19 protein-coding genes and 3 tRNA genes are annotated in these 19,897 nt (G+C 59.9%); 12 read left to right on the plus strand and 10 right to left on the minus strand.

The window, feature by feature from the left end:
• Position 1: 1 nt before the first annotated feature.
• The 4 genes from CWM57_RS06960 to cobT are packed head-to-tail and all read left to right on the plus strand — an operon-like array spanning position 2 to position 3,984.
• Positions 2-826: an energy-coupling factor ABC transporter ATP-binding protein gene (locus tag CWM57_RS06960; RefSeq protein ID WP_074387695.1), complete on the plus strand. Its 825-nt coding sequence runs from the start codon at positions 2-4 to the stop codon at positions 824-826.
• Positions 823-2,346 (plus strand): cobyric acid synthase, encoded by a 1,524-nt coding sequence (locus CWM57_RS06965; RefSeq protein ID WP_100631331.1) that lies wholly within the window; start codon positions 823-825, stop codon positions 2,344-2,346. The genes CWM57_RS06960 and CWM57_RS06965 overlap by 4 nt, the downstream gene beginning before the upstream one ends.
• Positions 2,340-2,885 (plus strand): bifunctional adenosylcobinamide kinase/adenosylcobinamide-phosphate guanylyltransferase, encoded by a 546-nt coding sequence (cobU, locus tag CWM57_RS06970; RefSeq protein ID WP_100675824.1) that lies wholly within the window; start codon positions 2,340-2,342, stop codon positions 2,883-2,885. The genes CWM57_RS06965 and cobU overlap by 7 nt, the downstream gene beginning before the upstream one ends.
• Positions 2,886-2,928: 43 nt before the next feature.
• On the plus strand, positions 2,929-3,984 hold the full coding sequence (gene cobT, locus CWM57_RS06975; protein ID WP_100675825.1) for a nicotinate-nucleotide--dimethylbenzimidazole phosphoribosyltransferase: 1,056 nt from the start codon (positions 2,929-2,931) through the stop codon (positions 3,982-3,984).
• A gap of 94 nt (positions 3,985-4,078) precedes the next feature.
• Here cobT and CWM57_RS06980 read toward each other — a convergent pair.
• The 3 genes from CWM57_RS06980 to CWM57_RS06990 form a co-directional block, all read right to left on the minus strand.
• Positions 4,079-4,155 (minus strand) — tRNA-Met (locus CWM57_RS06980).
• A gap of 32 nt (positions 4,156-4,187) precedes the next feature.
• A tRNA-Met gene (locus tag CWM57_RS06985) sits at positions 4,188-4,264 on the minus strand.
• A 33-nt stretch (positions 4,265-4,297) separates the two neighbouring features.
• Positions 4,298-4,374 (minus strand) — tRNA-Met (locus CWM57_RS06990).
• 210 nt (positions 4,375-4,584) lie between these two features.
• Here CWM57_RS06990 and mltA point away from each other — a divergent pair.
• Both mltA and tcdA read left to right on the plus strand, forming a co-directional pair.
• On the plus strand, positions 4,585-5,682 hold the full coding sequence (gene mltA / locus CWM57_RS06995) for a murein transglycosylase A (protein ID WP_071839043.1): 1,098 nt from the start codon (positions 4,585-4,587) through the stop codon (positions 5,680-5,682).
• 88 nt (positions 5,683-5,770) lie between these two features.
• Positions 5,771-6,580, plus strand: coding sequence for a tRNA cyclic N6-threonylcarbamoyladenosine(37) synthase TcdA (gene tcdA, locus CWM57_RS07000; protein ID WP_074387715.1), 810 nt, complete (start codon positions 5,771-5,773; stop codon positions 6,578-6,580).
• Between the two features lie 141 nt (positions 6,581-6,721).
• On the opposite strand, the gene csdE is transcribed toward tcdA, so the two are convergent.
• Both csdE and csdA read right to left on the minus strand, forming a co-directional pair.
• Positions 6,722-7,159, minus strand: a complete 438-nt coding sequence (csdE, locus tag CWM57_RS07005; RefSeq protein WP_074387716.1) for a cysteine desulfurase sulfur acceptor subunit CsdE — start codon at positions 7,157-7,159, stop codon at positions 6,722-6,724.
• A complete protein-coding gene (gene csdA, locus CWM57_RS07010; RefSeq protein ID WP_008806276.1) occupies positions 7,159-8,364 on the minus strand; it encodes a cysteine desulfurase CsdA in 1,206 nt (401 codons plus the stop codon). The genes csdE and csdA overlap by 1 nt, the downstream gene beginning before the upstream one ends.
• A gap of 197 nt (positions 8,365-8,561) precedes the next feature.
• Here csdA and CWM57_RS07015 point away from each other — a divergent pair, with 197 nt between their 5' ends.
• From CWM57_RS07015 to rlmM, 4 genes are all read left to right on the plus strand, one after another.
• Positions 8,562-8,786 (plus strand): YgdI/YgdR family lipoprotein, encoded by a 225-nt coding sequence (locus CWM57_RS07015; RefSeq protein ID WP_002915549.1) that lies wholly within the window; start codon positions 8,562-8,564, stop codon positions 8,784-8,786.
• 351 nt (positions 8,787-9,137) lie between these two features.
• Complete coding sequence (gene gcvA, locus CWM57_RS07020; RefSeq protein WP_002915545.1) at positions 9,138-10,055, plus strand: glycine cleavage system transcriptional regulator GcvA; 918 nt, start codon at positions 9,138-9,140, stop codon at positions 10,053-10,055.
• A 19-nt stretch (positions 10,056-10,074) separates the two neighbouring features.
• A complete protein-coding gene (locus tag CWM57_RS07025) occupies positions 10,075-10,470 on the plus strand; it encodes a DUF423 domain-containing protein (RefSeq protein ID WP_002915543.1) in 396 nt (131 codons plus the stop codon).
• Positions 10,463-11,563, plus strand: a complete 1,101-nt coding sequence (gene rlmM / locus CWM57_RS07030) for a 23S rRNA (cytidine(2498)-2'-O)-methyltransferase RlmM (RefSeq protein ID WP_100675826.1) — start codon at positions 10,463-10,465, stop codon at positions 11,561-11,563. The genes CWM57_RS07025 and rlmM overlap by 8 nt, the downstream gene beginning before the upstream one ends.
• Positions 11,564-11,619: 56 nt before the next feature.
• Here the strand turns inward: rlmM and fucR are convergent, their stop codons facing one another.
• From fucR to fucP, 5 genes are all read right to left on the minus strand, one after another.
• Complete coding sequence (gene fucR, locus CWM57_RS07035; RefSeq protein WP_012540709.1) at positions 11,620-12,330, minus strand: L-fucose operon activator; 711 nt, start codon at positions 12,328-12,330, stop codon at positions 11,620-11,622.
• 58 nt (positions 12,331-12,388) lie between these two features.
• On the minus strand, positions 12,389-12,811 hold the full coding sequence (gene fucU / locus CWM57_RS07040; protein WP_017899197.1) for an L-fucose mutarotase: 423 nt from the start codon (positions 12,809-12,811) through the stop codon (positions 12,389-12,391).
• Between the two features lies 1 nt (position 12,812).
• Complete coding sequence (gene fucK, locus CWM57_RS07045) at positions 12,813-14,231, minus strand: L-fuculokinase (protein WP_100675827.1); 1,419 nt, start codon at positions 14,229-14,231, stop codon at positions 12,813-12,815.
• 107 nt (positions 14,232-14,338) lie between these two features.
• A complete protein-coding gene (fucI, locus tag CWM57_RS07050; RefSeq protein ID WP_100675828.1) occupies positions 14,339-16,114 on the minus strand; it encodes an L-fucose isomerase in 1,776 nt (591 codons plus the stop codon).
• 32 nt (positions 16,115-16,146) lie between these two features.
• Positions 16,147-17,457: an L-fucose:H+ symporter permease gene (fucP, locus tag CWM57_RS07055; RefSeq protein ID WP_100675829.1), complete on the minus strand. Its 1,311-nt coding sequence runs from the start codon at positions 17,455-17,457 to the stop codon at positions 16,147-16,149.
• A 566-nt stretch (positions 17,458-18,023) separates the two neighbouring features.
• Here fucP and fucA point away from each other — a divergent pair.
• Both fucA and fucO read left to right on the plus strand, forming a co-directional pair.
• The gene (fucA, locus tag CWM57_RS07060; protein ID WP_002915470.1) at positions 18,024-18,671 is read left to right on the plus strand and encodes an L-fuculose-phosphate aldolase; all 648 of its coding nucleotides are present in this window, start codon (positions 18,024-18,026) and stop codon (positions 18,669-18,671) included.
• 27 nt (positions 18,672-18,698) lie between these two features.
• Positions 18,699-19,847: a lactaldehyde reductase gene (gene fucO / locus CWM57_RS07065; protein WP_100675830.1), complete on the plus strand. Its 1,149-nt coding sequence runs from the start codon at positions 18,699-18,701 to the stop codon at positions 19,845-19,847.
• Positions 19,848-19,897: the final 50 nt, after the last annotated feature.

The raw sequence follows: 19,897 nt of genomic DNA on the forward strand, positions 1-19,897 counted from the left end.
TATGCTTGCCACAACCGATCTCTGGTTTCGCTATCAGGATGAGCCGGTACTCAAAGGGCTGACGCTGGATTTTTCCCGCCACGCGGTGACCGGCCTGGTGGGGGCCAACGGCTGCGGAAAGTCGACGTTGTTTATGAACCTGAGCGGCCTGCTGCGCCCGCAGCAGGGGGCGGTGCTGTGGCAAGGAGAGGCGCTGAATTACAGCAAGCGCGGTCTGCTGGCGTTGCGCCAGCAGGTGGCGACGGTGTTTCAGGATCCGGACCAGCAAATTTTCTATACCGATATCGACAGCGATATCGCTTTTAGTCTGCGTAACCTCGGGGTGGCGGAAGAGGAGATCGCCCGCCGGGTGGATGAAGCGTTGACCCTCGTCGATGCCCAGGGGTTTCGCCAGCAGCCGATCCAGTGCCTCAGCCATGGGCAGAAAAAACGGGTGGCGATCGCCGGGGCGCTGGTGCTGCAGGCGCGCTACCTGCTGCTTGACGAGCCCACCGCGGGCCTCGATCCCCGGGGGCGGGCGCAGATGATCGCCATCATCCAGCGCATTGTCGGGCAGGGGCGGCGCGTGGTGATCTCCAGCCATGATATCGATTTGATCTATGAGGTGAGCGATGCTGTTTACGTTCTGCGTCACGGCGAAGTGCTGGCCGAGGGGGATCCCGGCGAGGTATTTGCCTGCGCGGAGACGATGGACCGGGCGGGATTGACGCAGCCGTGGCTGGTGAAACTTCATAGCGAACTGGGATTGCCGCTGTGTAAAACCGAAGCGGAGTTTTTTCAGCGGATGCACAACAACGCGATAGGCGCGATAAAGGAGGCGTCATGACGCTGGCAGTGATGTTACAGGGCACGGCTTCCGACGTCGGGAAAAGCGTGCTGGTGGCGGGACTGTGCCGCATTTTTCATCAGGATGGGCTGCGCACCGCGCCGTTTAAATCACAGAATATGGCGCTGAACTCCGGCATTACGCCGGATGGCAAAGAGATGGGCCGGGCGCAGATTTTCCAGGCCGAAGCGGCAGGGATCGCGCCGGATGTCCGCATGAACCCGATTTTGCTCAAGCCCACCAGCGACCGTCAGGCGCAGGTGGTGCTGATGGGGCAGGTGGCGACCAGCATGGACGCGGTGAGCTATCACCAGTACAAGCCGCGCCTGCGCGAGCAGATCCTCGCGGTCTACCAGAGCCTGGCCGGGGAGTATGAGGCGCTGGTGCTGGAAGGCGCCGGCAGTCCGGCGGAGATTAACCTGCGCGACCGCGATATCGTCAATATGGGCATGGCCGAGATGGCGCAATGTCCGGTGATCCTGGTGGCCGATATCGACCGCGGCGGGGTATTTGCCGCGATTTACGGTACGCTGGCGCTACTGCAGCCCGAGGAGCGGGCGCGGGTCAAAGGGGTGATCATCAATAAATTCCGCGGCGATGTGGCGCTCCTGCGCTCCGGGATAGAGCAGATCGAGGCGTTGACCGGGGTGCCGGTGCTGGGCGTTATGCCGTGGCTTGACGTGGATCTCGAGGATGAGGACGGCGTCGCGCTGCAGGCCGGGAAATACCATCGCACCGACCGGCGCGACATCGACATCGCTGTGGTTCACCTGCCACATATCGCCAATTTTACCGACTTTAACGCCCTGGCGGCGCAGCCTGACGTCCGGGTGCGCTATGTCCGCGATCCGCAGGCGCTGGCCGACGCCGACCTGGTCATTCTCCCGGGCAGTAAAAATACCCTCGGCGATCTGTGCTGGCTGCGCGAGAGCGGCATGGCGCATGCGGTCGAGCAGGCCCGGCAGCGCAAGGTGCCGCTGCTGGGGATCTGCGGCGGCTATCAGATGCTGGGCGAAACCATTATTGATGAGGTGGAGTCTGGCCTTGGCACCCAGCCCGGACTGGGGGTGCTGAAGACCGTGACCCACTTCGCTCAGCACAAAACCACCACCCAGGTACAGGCGACCCTGGGGTCTGCGCTCCCGGATTGGCTAGCCGACGCGGCGGGTCTGCGCGTCAGTGGCTATGAAATTCATATGGGCGAGACGCGCCGCGAGGCCGGCAGCCCGCCGCTGCTGCAACTGCATAAAGCGGGACAGTCAGTGGACGACGGGGCGATAAGCGACGACGGCCTGGCATTCGGCACCTATCTCCATGGCCTGTTCGACAGCGATGCCTTTACCCGGGCGCTGCTCAACGGCCTGCGCCAGCGCAAAGGGCTGGCGCCTCTGGATAGCGTGCTGGAATATGCCCGCTATAAAACCCGGCAGTTTGATCGGCTGGCGGACGCCATGCGCGAACATATCGCCATCGATAAAATTTACGCCATCATGCGCCAACATCAGGAGCCCCTATGCTGACTCTGGTTACCGGCGGCGCGCGCAGCGGCAAAAGCCGCCATGCCGAGGCGCTGATTGCCGATGCGCCGCAGGTGTTATATATCGCCACCTCGCAAATCTTTGACGACGAGATGGCCGCAAGGATCCAGCATCATCGCGACGGCAGGCCCGCCCACTGGCGCACCGCCGAGCGCTGGCAGCAGCTTGATGAACTGATCACCCCGGATATCGCCCCAGAGGAGGCGATTTTGCTGGAATGCATCACCACCATGGTCACCAACCTGCTGTTCGCGCTCGGCGGCGACAGCGACCCCGACGGCTGGGATTACGCCGCCATGGAGCGGGCTATTGATGACGAAATTGGCGTGCTGATTGCCGCCTGTCAGCGCTGCCCGGCGCACGTCGTGCTGGTGACCAACGAGGTGGGGATGGGGATTGTGCCGGAGAATCGCCTGGCGCGGCATTTTCGCGATATCGCCGGGCGGGTCAATCAGCGCCTGGCGGCCGCGGCGGATGTGGTCTGGCTGGTGGTCTCCGGCATTGGCGTCAAAATCAAATAACTCAATCGCTGGCTGACCGGGCCAGCTCTGGCAGGGATTCTGTATGCAAAATTTAAACACGGTTCTGCGGGCGATCCCCGCGCCGGACGCTGACGCCATGGCGCGGGCACAGCAACACATCGACGGTTTACTCAAGCCCCCCGGCAGCCTCGGGCGTCTGGAGGCGCTGGCGGTGCAGCTGGCGGGAATGCCCGGCCTGGGCGGCCAGCCGCAGGTGGAGAAAAAGGCCCTGTTGGTGATGTGCGCCGACCATGGGGTGTGGGACGAAGGGGTGGCGATTTCGCCGAAAGCGGTCACCGCCATCCAGGCGGCGAATATGACCCGCGGCACTACCGGCGTCTGCGTGCTCGCCGCCCAGGCCGGGGCGAAAGTGCATGTGATAGATGTCGGTATCGATAGCGAACCGCTCCCCGGCGTGGTGAATATGCGGGTGGCGCGGGGCTGCGGCAATATTGCCCGCGGCCCGGCCATGACCCGCGAGCAGGGGCAGGAGCTGTTGCTGGAGGTGATGCGCTACACCCGCGCGCTGGCGCAGGAGGGCGTTACCCTGTTTGGCGTCGGCGAGCTGGGGATGGCCAATACCACGCCAGCGGCGGCGATCGTCAGCGTTCTGACCGGCAGCGATGCGCAGGAGGTGGTCGGGATTGGCGCCAATCTGCCGTTGGCGAAGGTTGGCAACAAGGTGGAGGTGGTGCGGCGGGCTATCGCCGTCAATCAGCCCGACCCGAAGGATGGCCTCGACGTGCTGACCAAAGTCGGTGGTTTCGATCTGCTGGGGATGGCGGGGGTGATGCTGGGGGCGGCGTCCTGTGGGCTGCCGGTGGTGCTGGATGGCTTTCTTTCCTACGCCGCAGCGCTGGCGGCGTGTCAGATAGCGCCGGAGGTAAAACCGTATCTGATCCCGTCCCACTATTCGGCGGAGAAGGGGGCGCGTATCGCGCTGGCGCACCTGGGACTCGAACCGTATCTCAATATGGGTATGCGTCTGGGAGAAGGCAGCGGCGCGGCGCTGGCGATGCCGATCGTCGAGGCGGCCTGTGCGATGTACCATCGCATGGGCATGCTGGCGGCAAGCAATATTGTGTTACCGAAGGGGTAAACCGGAGAGGGGGCGGCAATGGCCGTTCCCGTTTTCGGCAGAGGTTTTGCCGGCGGCAGAAACAAAAAAACACCCTTGAGGGTGTTTATAATGTTGGTTGCGGGGGCCGGATTTGAACCGACGACCTTCGGGTTATGAGCCCGACGAGCTACCAGGCTGCTCCACCCCGCGTCACCGTACTGCTTCACTTTGTCAAATTTGATTGGTTGCGGGGGCCGGATTTGAACCGACGACCTTCGGGTTATGAGCCCGACGAGCTACCAGGCTGCTCCACCCCGCGTCACCGTACTGCTTTACTTCATCAAATTTTAATTGGTTGCGGGGGCCGGATTTGAACCGACGACCTTCGGGTTATGAGCCCGACGAGCTACCAGGCTGCTCCACCCCGCGTCCGTGGAAGCGCACTATACTCCGCTAGCGAGATGTTGCAACCTTTTTTCGACCAAATCGACATTTTTGTAAGAATTGGCTTATAAAACGCCATGTTGTGGTCTTTTTTTACACAAATCTGTGCCATCGATGAGATCGCGCATTTCAATAGCCCCGGCGCTTTGTTATCTTCAACACGCACTAAGGCTTCGCAGCAAAAGATGAGACACCATGAAAGGACGTTGGGCAAAATATGTAGCGACGGGGGCAATGCTGGCCATGCTCGCCGCCTGTTCCTCAAAACCGACCGACCGCGGTCAGCAATATAGCGATGGCAAGTTCACCCAGCCGTTTTCACTGGTAAACCAGCCGGATGCCGTCGGGGCGCCGATCAACGCCGGCGACTTCTCCGAACAGGTTAATCAAATTCGTAACGCCTCGCCGCGTCTCTATAATAGCCAGAGCAACGTCTATAATGCGCTGCAGGAGTGGCTGCGCGCGGGCGGTGACACGCGTACGCTGCGCCAGTTCGGCATTGACGCCTGGCAGATGCAGGGCACCGACAACTATGGCAACGTCCAGTTTACCGGCTACTACACGCCGGTCGTGCAGGCGCGCCACACCCGTCAGGGTGAATTCCAGTACCCCATTTACCGTATGCCGCCGAAACGCGGCAAGCTGCCGTCCCGCGCCAGCATTTATGCCGGCGCGCTGAGCGACAACTATGTGCTGGCGTACAGCAATTCGCTGATGGATAACTTCATCATGGACGTGCAGGGCAGCGGCTATATCGATTTTGGCGATGGTTCGCCGCTCAACTTCTTTAGCTATGCCGGGAAAAACGGCTGGTCCTACCGCAGTATCGGCAAGGTGCTGATCGACCGTGGGGAAGTCAAGAAAGAAGATATGTCGATGCAGGCGATCCGCGAGTGGGGTGAAAAGCACAGCGAAGCGGAAGTGCGCGAGCTGCTGGAGCAGAACCCGTCGTTTGTGTTCTTTAAACCACAGTCTTTCGCGCCGGTGAAAGGCGCCAGCGCCGTGCCGCTGATCGGCCGCGCTTCGGTGGCTTCCGACCGGTCGATAATTCCGCCGGGAACTACCTTGCTGGCCGAGGTGCCACTGCTGGATAATAACGGCAAGTTTAACGGCCAGTACGAACTGCGCCTGATGGTCGCTCTCGACGTCGGCGGGGCCATCAAAGGCCAGCATTTCGACATTTATCAGGGCATTGGGCCTGACGCAGGCCACCGTGCCGGCTGGTATAACCATTATGGCCGCGTATGGGTGCTGAAAAACGCCCCGGGCGCGGGGAACGTCTTTAGCGGCTAACTCCCCTGGCCATGCCTGTTGACCTGGGCGCCCGGATGACGCCGTTTTACGGCGGCCTCCGGGCGCTGTCATTTTGTTCTGAGGTTCTATGTCTGTTGTAATCAGCGATGCCTGGCGCCAGCGTTTTGGCGGTACGGCACGTTTATATGGTGAAAAAGCACTGCAATGTTTTGCTGATGCCCACGTCTGCGTGGTCGGGATTGGCGGGGTCGGCTCGTGGGCGGCGGAAGCGCTGGCGAGAACCGGCATCGGGGCGATTACCCTTATTGATATGGATGATGTCTGCGTTACCAATACCAACCGCCAGATCCATGCCCTGAGCGGCAACGTCGGGCTGGCGAAAGCGGAAGTGATGGCGGAACGTATTCGTCTCATCAACCCGGAGTGTCGGGTGACGGTGGTGGATGATTTCGTGACCCCGGAAAACGTGGCCGAATACCTGGGCGCCGACTTTAGCTATGTCATCGACGCGATCGATAGCGTCCGGCCGAAAGCGGCGCTTATCGCCTGGTGTCGCCGCTACAAAGTGCCGCTGGTCACCACCGGCGGGGCGGGCGGGCAGATTGACCCAACGCAGATCCAGGTCGCTGACCTGGCGAAGACCATCCAGGATCCGCTGGCGGCTAAACTGCGCGAGCGGCTGAAAAGTCAGTTTGGAGTGGTGAAAAACAGTAAAGGTAAGCTCGGCGTGGACTGCGTCTTCTCTACGGAAGCGCTGGTCTACCCGCAAGCGGACGGCAGCGTCTGCGCGATGAAGAGCACGGCGGAAGGGCCAAAGCGGATGGACTGCGCTTCCGGCTTTGGCGCGGCCACCATGGTGACCGCGACCTTTGGTTTTGTCGCGGTGTCGCATGCTCTGAAGAAGATGCTGGCGAAAGCGGAGCGGCAGACGACGTAAATTCCCGGGTCGCGGCGCAGGCGCCTTACCCGGTCTACAGGACAATTCCCCGGAGGCGGCGCTGCGCACCTGTCCGGGCGACAAAACTGCATGAGCCCGTAGCCCGGGCAAGGCGCGTCAAGCGCCGCCCCCGGGATGAGCTTAAACCTCAACCTCGCGGGCGGCGGCGAGTACCGCCTCGCTCAGGGCGCTGAGGCCCTGGCTGCGCGAGGCGCTGAGCTGGCCGCGCAGCCCCAACTCGTCGAACAGCGCCAGCGGATCCTGCGCCAGGATCCCGGCGCGGGTTTTTCCTTCCACGGCGGTCAACAGCACCGCCAGCAGACCGCGCACAATCCGTCCTTCGCTGTCGCCAAAGAAGTGCAGCCTGCCCTCGGCGTCCTCCTCATAGCCCAGCCAGACGCGGTTTTCACACCCGGCAATCTCCCGGGCCTGCGCTTTGCGCTCATCGGTCAGCGCCGGCAGCTTTTTGCCCAATAAAATCAGCTGACGATATTTATCCTCCCACTGGTTTAGCGGGGCGAAGGTCTGGCGCAGCGTGGCGTCGGTAATGGTTGTGCCGAAGGGGTGCAGAGTTGTCATTAATCCACCAGAATTTCCAGGGCGCGATCCACCGCGTGGACCAGCGCCGCAACATCGTCTTGGGTATTGTAGGGGGCGAAAGAGGCCCGCAGCGTGCCGCTGACCCCTAAGGCCGCCAGCAGCGGCTGGGCGCAGTGTTGCCCGGCACGCAGGGCAATGCCCGACTCCGCCAGCAGCGTCACCAGATCGCTGTGATGAACACCGTCGAATTCAAAGGCGAGCAGGCTTGACTGCTGGCAGCGGAAAGAGCGGAAGCCCGGCCGTTTCGCCAGCGCCTCTTCCGCCAGGCTCGCCAGACTGCGGCTCCAGTTTTCCGCCTGGCCGATATCGCTCTGCGCCAGCCACTCCAGGGCGGCGCTAAGGCCGATAACCCCGGCGACATTCGGCGTACCGGCCTCGAGACCATAAGGGGCCGGCTGCGGCGTAAAGCCGTCAAAGCTGACCTCGGCGATCATTTTTCCGCCGCCGAGCCAGGGCGACATCGCCGCCAGCAGCTCGCTTTTGCCGTACAGGGCGCCGATCCCGGTCGGGCCATACAGCTTATGGCCGGAAAAGGCGTAAAAATCGATATCCAGCGCCTGCACATCAGCGGGGAAATGCACCGCGCCCTGGGCGCCATCGACCATCACCACCATCCCGGCGGCGTGAGCAAGGCGGATAGCCTGCGCCAGGTCCGGGCAGCCGCCGGTGACGTTGGACATCTGACCGATGGCCAGCACCCGGCTGCGCGGGGTGATGAGCGCGCTGAGGCTGGCGATATCCGGCAGGCGGTCAGCGCCAAGCGGCAGCTTGACCACTCTGGCGCCGGTCTGCCCGGCCACCATCAGCCAGGGCACGAGGTTGGCATGATGCTCGGCTTCGCTAACGATAATTTCATCGCCAGGCTGCAGGCGCGGCCGGACGTAGCTCTGCGCCACCATATTGATGGCCTCGGTGGTCCCCCGCGTCCAGACGATATCTTTGCCGGACGGGGCGTTAAGCCACGCCGCCACGCGCTCGCGGGCCGCCTCATAGCGCTCGGTCAGCCGCTGGGCGGCGGCGAACTGGCTGCGATGGACGTTGCCGGCGCTCAGGCGATAAAACTGGTCGCTGGCGTCGATCACCGCCTGCGGTTTGAGCGCTGTCGCCGCGCTGTCGAGATAGACGCCGGCATCGGCCAGAGCCGGAAACTGCGCGCGAAAGTGCGCCGGGTTGAATGCGTTCATGGAATTCCTCGTATCAATACCGCGATCGTCGCGCAATTTGCCGGGCGTGACAAGGCCTCTGCGCCCTGTGGAATTGTCCGAATGTGACTCCAGGTGGGTCAAAGAGGGTTATGCTGAAAAGTGTTGGGTTTGTGTTTTAACCTATTACTTAACGAGTCACGAATAGTATAAATAGCCGTAAGGAGAGAAAAATGAAAATGACTAAGGCCGCTGCGATTATCTCTGCCTGTATGCTGACTTTAGGCCTGAGCGCCTGTTCCTCTAACTATGTGATGCATACCAATGATGGGCGGACCATCGTTACCGACGGGAAACCGCAAACCGATAATGATACTGGCATGATCTCGTATAAGGACGCGTGGGGCAACAAACAGCAGATCAATCGCTCTGACGTGAAACAGCTGGGTGAGCTGGACGAGTAAGGCAGTAAAAAGGCAAAAAAAAGCACCGCGCGTTGCGGTGCTACATTAAATCACTATGGACAGACAGGGTAAATGTACAGGAAGTGAAAAGGGGTAGCTTTGCTACCAGGGTCTGCAAAGACAGACCAATTGCAAACACAACAACACAACATCACAACCGTAAGCCAAAAGCTTGATGGAACACGCATTCCAAAAAAAGCTTCTCGTTCCGGCTCAGGAAGTGCCGCCACTATAGGTATTTGCTGGTAGAACCTCAACGGACAATTTATAATGGCTCAGATAAAAAAAACTAATAGGTTAACCATTGTTTCCTATTTGTTAAATCGAGTTAACATCTAAGCCAGAATAACCATGTCGAAGCGATTACCACCTCTGAATGCATTACGTGTTTTTGATGCAGCCGCACGTCATCTCAGCTTCACTCGGGCAGCCGATGAGCTTTTTGTGACGCAGGCCGCAGTCAGCCATCAAATCAAGTCTCTCGAGGATTTTCTGGGCCTTAAGCTGTTCCGGCGGCGCAATCGTTCGCTGCTGTTAACGGAAGAAGGGCAGAGCTATTTTCAGGATATTAAAGAGATTTTTTCGCAACTGACGGAAGCGACGCGTAAACTGCAGGCGCGCAGCGCCAAAGGGGCATTAACGGTCAGTTTATTGCCAAGTTTTGCCATCCAGTGGCTGGTGCCGAGACTGACAAGCTTTAACTCAGCTTATCCGGGAATCGACGTCAGGATCCAGGCGGTGGACCGCCAGGAGGATAAGCTGGCGGACGATGTCGATGTGGCGATTTTTTACGGGCGCGGCAACTGGCCGGGCCTGCGTGTGGAAAAATTGTACGCCGAGTATCTGCTGCCGGTCTGCTCCCCGCTCTTGCTCACCGGCGACAAAGCATTGAAAACGCCTGCCGATCTGGCGCAACATACGCTGCTTCACGATGCGTCCCGCCGCGACTGGCAAACTTATACCCGCCAGCTTGGTCTAAGCCATATTAATGTGCAACAGGGGCCGATTTTCAGCCACAGCGCGATGGTGCTGCAGGCAGCCATTCACGGACAGGGCGTGGCGCTGGCCAACAACGTGATGGCGCAGTCCGAAATTGAAGCCGGTCGTCTGGTGTGTCCGTTTAATGATGTTCTGGTCAGTAAGAATGCGTTTTACCTTGTTTGCCATGACAGTCAGGCAGAACTGGGTAAAATAGCCGCTTTCCGGCAGTGGATCCTGGCGAAAGCGGCAAGTGAACAAGAAAAATTCCGCTTTCGTTATGAACAATAAATACTTGTAGGGTAAAAACATGACCAGCCGTTTTATGCTGATATTCGCCGCGATTAGCGGCTTTATCTTTGTGGCTCTGGGTGCCTTTGGCGCGCATGTATTAAGTCAATCGCTCGGCGCGGCGGAGATGGCCTGGATCCATACCGGCCTGGAGTACCAGGCCTTCCATACCCTGGCGATTTTTGGTCTGGCGGTGGCGATGCAGCGCCGGATCAGCATCTGGTTCTACTGGAGTAGCGTATTTCTGGCGTTAGGGACCGTGTTGTTCAGCGGTAGCCTCTACTGCCTGGCGCTCTCGCATTTACGCCTGTGGGCGTTCGTGACCCCGGTGGGCGGCGTGAGCTTCCTCGCCGGTTGGGTTTTAATGTTAATTGGTGCAATTCGTCTGAAACGTAAGGGCGTTGTTCATGAATAAGGTTGTCCTCTATTGTCGCCCTGGGTTTGAGAAAGAGTGCGCAGCAGAAATTACCGATAAGGCCGCCCGCCTTGAGGTGTTTGGTTTTGCCCGGGTCAAAGATGACTCCGGCTATGTGATTTTTGAGTGCTATCAGGCCGAAGATGGCGAAAAGCTGGTGCGCGAACTGCCGTTCAGCTCCCTGGTGTTCGCCCGCCAGATGTTTGTGGTCGGCGAACTGCTGCGCGATCTGCCGCCGGAAGACCGGATTTCCCCGATCGTCGGTATGCTGCAGGGCGTGGTGGAGAAGGGTGGCGAGCTGCGTGTGGAAGTGGCGGATACCAACGAAAGCAAAGAGCTGATGAAGTTCTGCCGTAAGTTTACGGTGCCGTTACGTGCGGCGCTGCGTGAGGCGGGCGTGCTGACCAACTATGAAACGTCAAAACGTCCGGTGGTCCATGTGTTCTTTATCGCCCCCGGTTGCTGCTACACCGGCTACTCGTTGTCTAACAACAACTCGCCGTTCTATATGGGCATTCCGCGTCTTAAATTCCCGTCCGATGCGCCGAGCCGCTCCACCCTCAAGCTGGAAGAGGCATTCCACGTCTTTATTCCGGCGGATGAGTGGGATGAGCGTCTGGCGAACGGTATGTATGCCGTCGATCTCGGCGCCTGCCCGGGCGGCTGGACCTATCAGCTGGTGAAACGCAATATGTGGGTTTCCTCGGTGGATAACGGCCCAATGGCGCAGAGCCTGATGGATACCGGCCAGGTGACCTGGCTGCGCGAAGATGGCTTTAAGTATCGCCCCACGCGCAACAACATCTCGTGGATGGTGTGCGACATGGTAGAGAAACCAGCGAAAGTGGCGGCGCTGATGGCGCAGTGGCTGGTCAACGGCTGGTGCCGGGAAACCATCTTCAACCTTAAGCTGCCGATGAAAAAGCGCTACGAAGAGCTTTCGCGCAACCTGGCCTATATCCAGGAACAGCTGGACGAGCACGGCGTTAACGCCCAGATCCAGGCGCGTCAGCTGTATCACGATCGTGAAGAAGTGACCGTTCACGTGCGCCGCCTGTGGGCCGCCGTCGGCGGACGTCGCGACGAGCGTTAATCACTACACCGCAGGCCGGAGACGCGTGGGTGCTCTCCGGCCTTCCCGCCCTGTTATTAAGGCTGTGGCGCATCCGACACGATGTGCGTCACGTCATCCAGATGACCAATTCTCGCCTCGCCGGAGCGGTTGAACTTGCTTTTGTCGATCAGCAGCAGCGACTGTGCCGCCCGTTTTAGCAGGATCGATTTAAAGTCGGCATTGAACGCATTGGAGTCCCATAGCGCGCCCTGCGGGTCGATGCCTTCGCAGGAAAAAATAAACAGATCGATCTCCAGCGATTTCAGCTGGGAAATCAGCGCCGGGTTCACGTAGCAGCCATATTTCCGCTGCAGAGTGCCGCCGGAGCAGGTGAGCGTGATCTGGTCGCGTTTGGCCAGCTCCTGGCAGATGGGCTGGCTGTTGGTAAAGACGTGCAGCGGGCGGTCCGGCAGCTGGCGGGCGAGATACCAGCAAGTGGAGCTGGCATCGAGGGCGATCACCATCCCTTCGTCAATCCAGGCCAGCGCTTCGCGGGCGATATCGGCTTTATGCGCGTAATGGCTTTTCAGCCGCATGTGAAAAGGGTCGCCGCTGTCCTGGCTGCGCTGATGGATCACTTTGGCCCGGCCGTGGTTGCGCAGCACTTTGCCCTGCGCCTGTAGCTCGCTCAGATCGCGGCGAATGGTTTCCCTGCTGACGTTGAGCTGTTTTGACAAGGTTTCGGTGGTCAGGCTGCTGTGGTTGATCAAGAGATCGACGATCGCCTGCTGGCGGGCCGCTTTCATTTATTCTCACCCCATCATTGATTGAGCGTCTGCCTGATGCAGACGCTCCGGCATGAGATTACGGCGTGACTCCTTTTTTTAAAAGGATATTTCCGTACTTAGCGCACTCTCCTGTGATAACGATCGCAAAGGCTTTTTGCGCCCGGTCGTAGAAGGCAAAGCGGTCAATCCGCACGATGTCCGGGCAGGGCGCCTGCGCCGAGAGCGCCTGCCGATAGCGCTGTTCCACCGTCGGGTCGAGCGCATCGCCTTCGACGGCGGCCATCATCACCAGCGGCGGCGCGTAGCTGTCTAACTCGAACAGCGGGATAATCGCCTGCAGCAGATCGCTGACCCGCAGGCCATCGGCGCGGATCACCTGTGGCCCCATGCTGTGCGCCGGGAAGTGGGCATCGGAAAAAATGATTTCATCCCCATGGCCCATTTCGGCCAGCACTTTCAGCAGTTCCGGCGATATCAGCGGGGAAATGGTTTTGAGCATCTCAGGCTTCCTCTATCAGTTCAGGTTCAGTTTGTGGCCAGAAATAGCGGTAGCGGTACGCGACCTGCGCTCTGGCCTGTTCCGGCGAAGAGAACTCGCCCACGCCATACCAGCCAAACATCGCCGCGCCGGCCACGGTGGTTTCGGCATCATCGAGGACTTTGACCGGTATCCCGAGTCGGTTGGCCTTGATCTGGTTCCATAGCGCGTTGCGGCTGCCGCCGCCGACCAGCAGCAGCTCTTGCGCCCTGAAGCCGCCGATGTTTTCCAGGGTATGCAGATGCTGCGCCAGCTGGTCGCTTAACCCCTCCAGCGCGGCGCGGTAAAAATGGCCGCGGGTGGTGTTGAGCGTGACGCCCCGCCAGCCGGCGTGCTGGCTGGTGAGCAGGTCGCATTGCATCCTGACGCCCTGGGCGCCGGGCGGGATCGCCTGCGCTTCGTTAATCAGCGTCTGCCACGGGGTGTCAGCGCTCCACAGCAGTTTGCGCACCCATTCGAGCACGCCGGAGGCCAGCCACTGCATTCCCGGGTTATAGCGGCCCGGCTGGCTGTCCAGCTCGCAGGTGGAGCCGCTGTAATCACAGAGCAGCGAAGTGTCTACCTGGGCGCTGCGTACCATCAGGATCTCCCAGGTCCCGGAGGAGAGCACCGGCTCATCCTGCCCGGCGCCGGCGCCAAACAGAGCGAACTGGGTGTCATGCCCGGCCGAGATAACCGGGATCCCGGCGGGAAGGCCCAGCAGCGCAGCGGCATCTGGCAGCAGGGCGCCGATCGGCTGGCCTGCTTCAACCAGCCGCGGGAACAGGCGGCGCGGCAGGCCGGTCGCCTGCAGGATTGGCGCGCTGAAATCGCGCTGCCGGAGATCGAGTATCTGACTGGTACCCGCCATGGTGAGGTCGGTGGTGAACTCCCCTGTCAGCCGGTGGTTGATCAGCGATGAAATAAACAGCCAGGCATGGGCCTGCGCCAGCAACTGCGGGTGGTTCTCTTTCAGCCACACCAGCTTATACAGGGTGTTGAACGCAAACGCGCCGACGCCGGTAATCTGCTGCAGCTGGTGTGCTGGCATATACTGGCTGATATTCTCCATCACCGCCGCGGTGCGCGGGCATTTCCAGCTGATGATCGGATACAGCAGGGCACCCTGCTCATCCACCAGCGCGCCATCGACGCCAAAGGTCGTGACGGTGATGCCGCGCACCGTGCAGGAGGCCAGCTGGTCATGGATCTGCCGACAGCAGTCGGCAAAGCGCAGCATAATGGCCTCCAGCGACCACTGGTGCCAGTCGCTGCTCTCCGCCGCGATGTCGCTGGCGTTCGCCGTTGCGGCGCGGGCGATAATGTTTCCCTGTCGGTCAACGGCCATCGCCCGCACGTTGGTGGCGCCGCAGTCGAGGACCAGGATAACGTCTTGCTTCATAGTGACTCCCGAAACAACATGGCCGGATGGCGCTGCGCTTATCCGGCCTACTAACAGAGCGCGTCGGTAGGCCCGGTAAGCCTGCGCTACCGGGCAAAACCAACCTGTTAACGCTTATACAGCGGCCCGTAGTTCTGGCAGGCGCGGTAGTCCTGACCTTCGATGTCCATGCCGTGAGCGGCCCAGGCGGAAGGGCGGTAGATTTTCGCCGCTTCCACGTTGTGCATGCAGACAGGAATGCGCAGCATGGCGGCGAGGGTAATGAAATCCGCACCAACGTGGCCGATGGTCAGCACGCCGTGGTTGGCGCCCCAGTTGGCCATGACCGAATAAACATCGCTGAACGGACCCTTGCCGGTCAGGCGTGGGGCAAACCAGGTGGTGGGCCAGGTGGAGTTGGTGCGGGCGTCGAGCTGGTCGTGCATCGCTTTGGGCAGCGTCACGCTCCAGCCTTCGGCAATTTGCAGCACCGGCCCCAGGCCTTTGATGATGTTTACCCGGGTCATGGTGAACGGCACGCCGCCTTCGGTCAGGAAGCGGGAAGAGAAGCCGCCGCCGCGGAAGTATTCGTGGATCGCCGGGCACCATTCGGTCGCCGCGAGGCAGGCATCCGCCTCGTTCTGTTCAATCTCCCAGTGAGGTTTCATCGTCGGGTTGCCCTGCGCGTCGCGTTGCTGGCAGGAGCCGTCCAGCGCCGCAGAGCCGGAGTTAATCAGGTGAATAATGCCGTGCTCCGCCCGCCCGGTGAGCGGCTGCCCGGTGACCCGCTCAACGGCGTCCGGCGACCAGTAGGTGCGCACGTCGGCAAACACCTGGGCGGTGCCGGTGAGCTGATGACCCATCAGCATGGCCACGCCGTTGAGGCTGTCGTTTTCGGTGGCGACGACAAACGGCTCGCGCACCCCATTCCAGTCAAAAGAGCTGTTGAGTAGCGCTTCGGCGGTATCGCCATTGGGGTATTGATCGGTCCAGTGGCGCTGACCCTGGAAACCGGCGGCGATGGCGTTGTAGCCCAGCGACTCCTCCACCAGCCCTTTTTCCGCCAGTTTCGGGTTGCCCTGCATCATGTCGCGGATGCACATCGCCATCAGCAGGCTCTCTTTCAGCACCGCGCGGCTCTGTGTTTCATTGCGCTTATACTGCTCGGCGTTCTGATCTTCGCCGTAGCGGAAGTGTTTATCCGCCCACGCCAGCGCCATCTCCAGCTCGGTTTCATCATAGATTTTGTGATCGATTCGCCGGCGCAGCTCCGTCATGTCGACAGCCTGCACCTTCATGCCGAGCCAGGACTCAAAAAAGTTATGATCGACGATGGAGCCGGCGATGCCCATTGAGACGCCGCCCAGCGACAGATAGCTTTTCCCTTTCATACTGGCGACCGCCAGGCCGGCGCGCGCGAAGCGCAACAGCTTCTCTTCGACGTCCGCCGGGATCGAGGTGTCATCGGCATCCTGCACGTCATGCCCGTAGATGGAGAACGCCGGGATCCCTTTCTGGCTATGGGCCGCCAGCGCGGCGGCCAGATAGACCGCCCCTGGACGCTCGGTGCCGTTAAAGCCCCAGATGGCCTTCGGGCGCAGCGGATCCATGTCGATGGTTTCGCTGCCGTAGCACCAGCAGGGGGTGACGGTGATGGTCACGCCGACGTTCTGGCTACTGAATTTCTCTTCACAGGCGGCCGACTCGGCCATGCCGGCGATGCAGGTATCGGCAATCACGCACTCCACCTGGGCGCCGCAGGCGTGGCGCAGTTTCTCGCTGATAAGCGCGGCGGTGGCTTTCGCCATGTTCATGGTTTGCGCTTCCAGCGACTCGCGGACCCCCATGCGACGACCATCGATTACCGGCCGGATACCGATCTTCGGTAAGCTCATTTTTTTCATTACAGATCCCTCAGGTTATGCGGATAACAGGTTTAGTTCGTCACCGCTTGTGAACGGAAACGGGCAAAAATAAAGATGATGGCGAAGCACAGCGCCGGGACCAGTTCGGCGGTCGGGATATTGCCGGCGGCGTCGCTGACAAAGCCCATCACCGGGGTGACGATCCCGCCGCCGATAATGGTCATGACGATAAATGACGAGCCATATTTGGTGTCCTGGCCCAGATGCTTAATCCCCAGCGAGAAGATGGTCGGGTACTGAATGGACATAAAGGCGCTGCACAGCGTCAGGGCCAGCAGGCCGACGTGGCCGCCGCTGAAGGCGGAGAGCAAGCAGAGCAGCATGGCGATAAACGCATAGATAGCGAGCACGTTATGCGGCGCAAAGCGGCGGATAAGCCAGGTGCCGGTAAAACGGCCAATAAAGAAGCAGACCATGGTGCCGGTCAGGTAGTTGGCGGCGAAACCGGCCGTCATGCCCGGGATCTCTTCGATAGCGTAGCGAATCAGGTAGCTCCAGCAGGCGGTTTGCGCGCCGACGTAGCAGAACTGGGCCAGCACCGCCCAGCGCCAGTGACGGATGCGCATCAGGCGCGTCAGCGAGGCGAGGAAGGTGCTCTGCGCGCTGTCGCTGTGGTCATCGCTCTGCAGGGAGGGGAAGCGGGTGCAGACGATCAGCAGGGCGACCAGCAGGACGATGGCCACGATAATCATATAGGGGGTTTGTACCGACAGGACCAGGCTGTGCTTCCAGGCGCCGAGCTGTTCCGGCGTCATTTTATCCAGCACCTCCTGCGGCTGATGCGGGACGTTAGACAAAATAAGACTCTGGCCAAATACCACGGCAATAATGGCGCCAAAGGAGTTAAAGGTCTGGGCCAGATTAAGGCGGAAGTGACCACCGCTTTCCGGACCGAGGACGGTCACAAACGGGTTGGCCGCGGTTTCCAGACAGCCAAGTCCGGCGGCGATAATAAATAATCCAATCAGGAATAAGGTGTAATTCATCACTTCGGCGGCAGGCCAGAACAGCGCGGCGCCGCAGGCATATAAAAACAGGCCAGTAAGAATACCTGCTTTATAGCTGAATTTTTTCATCAGCATCCCGGCGGGGATGGGAATAACAAAATAGCCAAAATAAAAAGCCGACTGGATTAATCCGGCTTGAAAATTAGTCAGGGTAAAGGCCTGTTGAAATTGCGGTAATAAAATATCATTCAGATTATTGGCCACGGCCCACAGAAAAAAGAGGGAGCACAGCAGAGCAAAATGAATAATGTAGCTCTTACTCTGCCCGCTCTCCATGGCGCGGTAACTTTGCGTTGGTATCGTTGTGTTTCCCATAGCGTCCTCATCGGTTCAGAAGCATTTACAACAGCGTTCAGGGCGCAGTCTGGTGCTGCAGCAGACCGCAAAATTAAGTGAGCTCAGGTGACGCGCCGGTGAGTGAAATGAAAGTCACGGCGGAACTCATGGCTTCATTTTCAAATAAAAACCGCCTGTTAATATGATGATGGTCACACTTAACGTTCTGCGGGCCATTTTATGTGATAATTGTCACTTTAATTTTTCAAAAACGCTGACCGTTTGAGAAAATAAATTCACAAAACCACAATGCTAATGACCGAATGAATGTATATCGTGGAAAACGGGCAAATGTTACAAGAAAATAAAATGCCCGCTTGATTAAATATTATTAAGAACGGGCATTTTAAACGCGCTCTTAACGGACGTAATTCATCTTTTCATGGCGGAATTATTGACGCGGTTCACAAAATATAGTCATGAAAATTCCCCTTTGATTATTCAGGTTGATGATGAAGACCATTATTCACCCTATCCCACGGTAGCCGACGATATTTCCGTTGCCCTACCGTTGACGGATGATGAGTCACCAAAAGAGGAACGCAATGGAAAGAAACAGACTGGCCCGGCAGATTATCGATACCTGCCTGGAAATGACCCGCCTGGGGTTAAATCAGGGGACCGCCGGCAATGTCAGCGTGCGCTATCAGGGAGGAATGCTGATCACCCCCACCGGTATCCCGTATGAAAAGCTGACGGAAGACAAGATCGTCTTTATTGATGCCGACGGCCAGCATGAGCAGGGAAAACTGCCCTCCAGCGAATGGCGTTTTCATCAGGCGGCCTACCAGACGCGGCCCGATGCCCAGGCGGTGGTCCACAATCACGCCGTTCATTGTACGGCGGTGTCGATCCTCAACCGGCCCATCCCGGCCATCCACTATATGATTGCCGCGGCCGGCGGGAATTCGATCCCCTGCGCGCCCTATGCCACCTTCGGCACCCGCGAGCTGTCTGAACATGTCGCGGTGGCGCTGAAGCACCGCAAGGCGACGCTGCTGCAACATCATGGCCTGATCGCCTGCGAGGCCAGCCTGGAGAAAGCGCTCTGGCTGGCGCATGAAGTGGAAGTTCTGGCCCAACTCTATCTCAGCACCCTGGCGATTACCGACCCGGTACCGGTGCTGGATGACGAGGCGATCGCCATCGTGCTGGAGAAGTTCAAAACCTACGGATTACGCATTGAAGAGTGATGCCGCAACGCTAACAGGAGAGACGCGATGGCAAACAGAATGATCCTCAACGAAACGGCGTGGTTTGGCCGGGGAGCGATAAACGCATTAACCGATGAAGTGGCGCGGCGCGATTATCGCAAAGCATTGATCGTGACCGACAGCACGCTCGCCCGGTGCGGTGTGGCGGCGAAAGTCACCGACAAACTGGATGCCGCCGGGCTGGCATGGGATATGTTCAGCGACGTGATCCCTAACCCGACCATTGCCGTGGTCCAGCAGGGACTGCAGGCCTTTCAGCGCAGCGGGGCGGATTACCTGATCGCCATCGGCGGCGGTTCGCCGCAGGATACCTGTAAAGCGATCGGTATTATTCAGCGTAACCCGGAATTCGCCGATGTCCGTAGCCTTGAGGGGCTGTCGCCCACCCGTCAGCCCAGCGTGCCGATCTTCGCGGTGCCGACCACCGCGGGTACCGCGGCGGAGGTGACGATTAACTATGTCATCACCGATGAAGAACAGCGGCGCAAGTTCGTCTGCGTCGACCCGCATGATATTCCGCAGGTGGCCTTTATCGATGCCGATATGATGGACGCCATGCCGCCGGCGCTGAAGGCGGCTACCGGCGTGGACGCCCTGACACATGCTATCGAAGGGTATCTCACTCGCGGCGCCTGGGCGTTGACCGATGCGCTGCACCTCAAGGCCATCGAGATCATTGCCGGGGCGCTGCGCGGCTCAGTTGCCGGGGACGCCGGCGCGGGCGAAGCCATGGCGCTGGGCCAGTATGTCGCGGGGATGGGGTTTTCCAACGTCGGGCTCGGGCTGGTGCACGGCATGGCGCATCCGCTCGGCGCTTTTTACAACACGCCGCACGGCGTGGCGAATGCCATCCTTTTGCCGCACGTGATGCGCTTTAATGCTGAGGCGACCGGGGAAAAATATCGCGATATCGCCAGGGCGATGGGCGTCAGGGTGGAAGCGTTAAGCCTGACTGCCGCGCGCCAGGCGGCAGTGGAGGCGGTCTGCCAGCTAAACCGCGATGTCGGTATTCCCGGCCATCTACGCGAGGTGGGCGTCAGGAAAGAAGATATTCCGGCGCTGGCGCAGGCGGCGCTGGAGGATGTGTGTACCGGTGGTAACCCACGCGAGGCGCGCCTGGCCGATATCGTCGGGTTATATCAGGCAGCCTGGTGATTGCCAGGCCCGGGGGGGAAGCCGTCGGTGCCGGGAGCCGTTACCCTGCA

The sequence above is a fragment of the Klebsiella sp. G-Nf4 genome (genome assembly GCF_002810615.1).
GTDB classification, from domain to species: Bacteria; Pseudomonadota; Gammaproteobacteria; order Enterobacterales; family Enterobacteriaceae; genus Klebsiella; species Klebsiella variicola.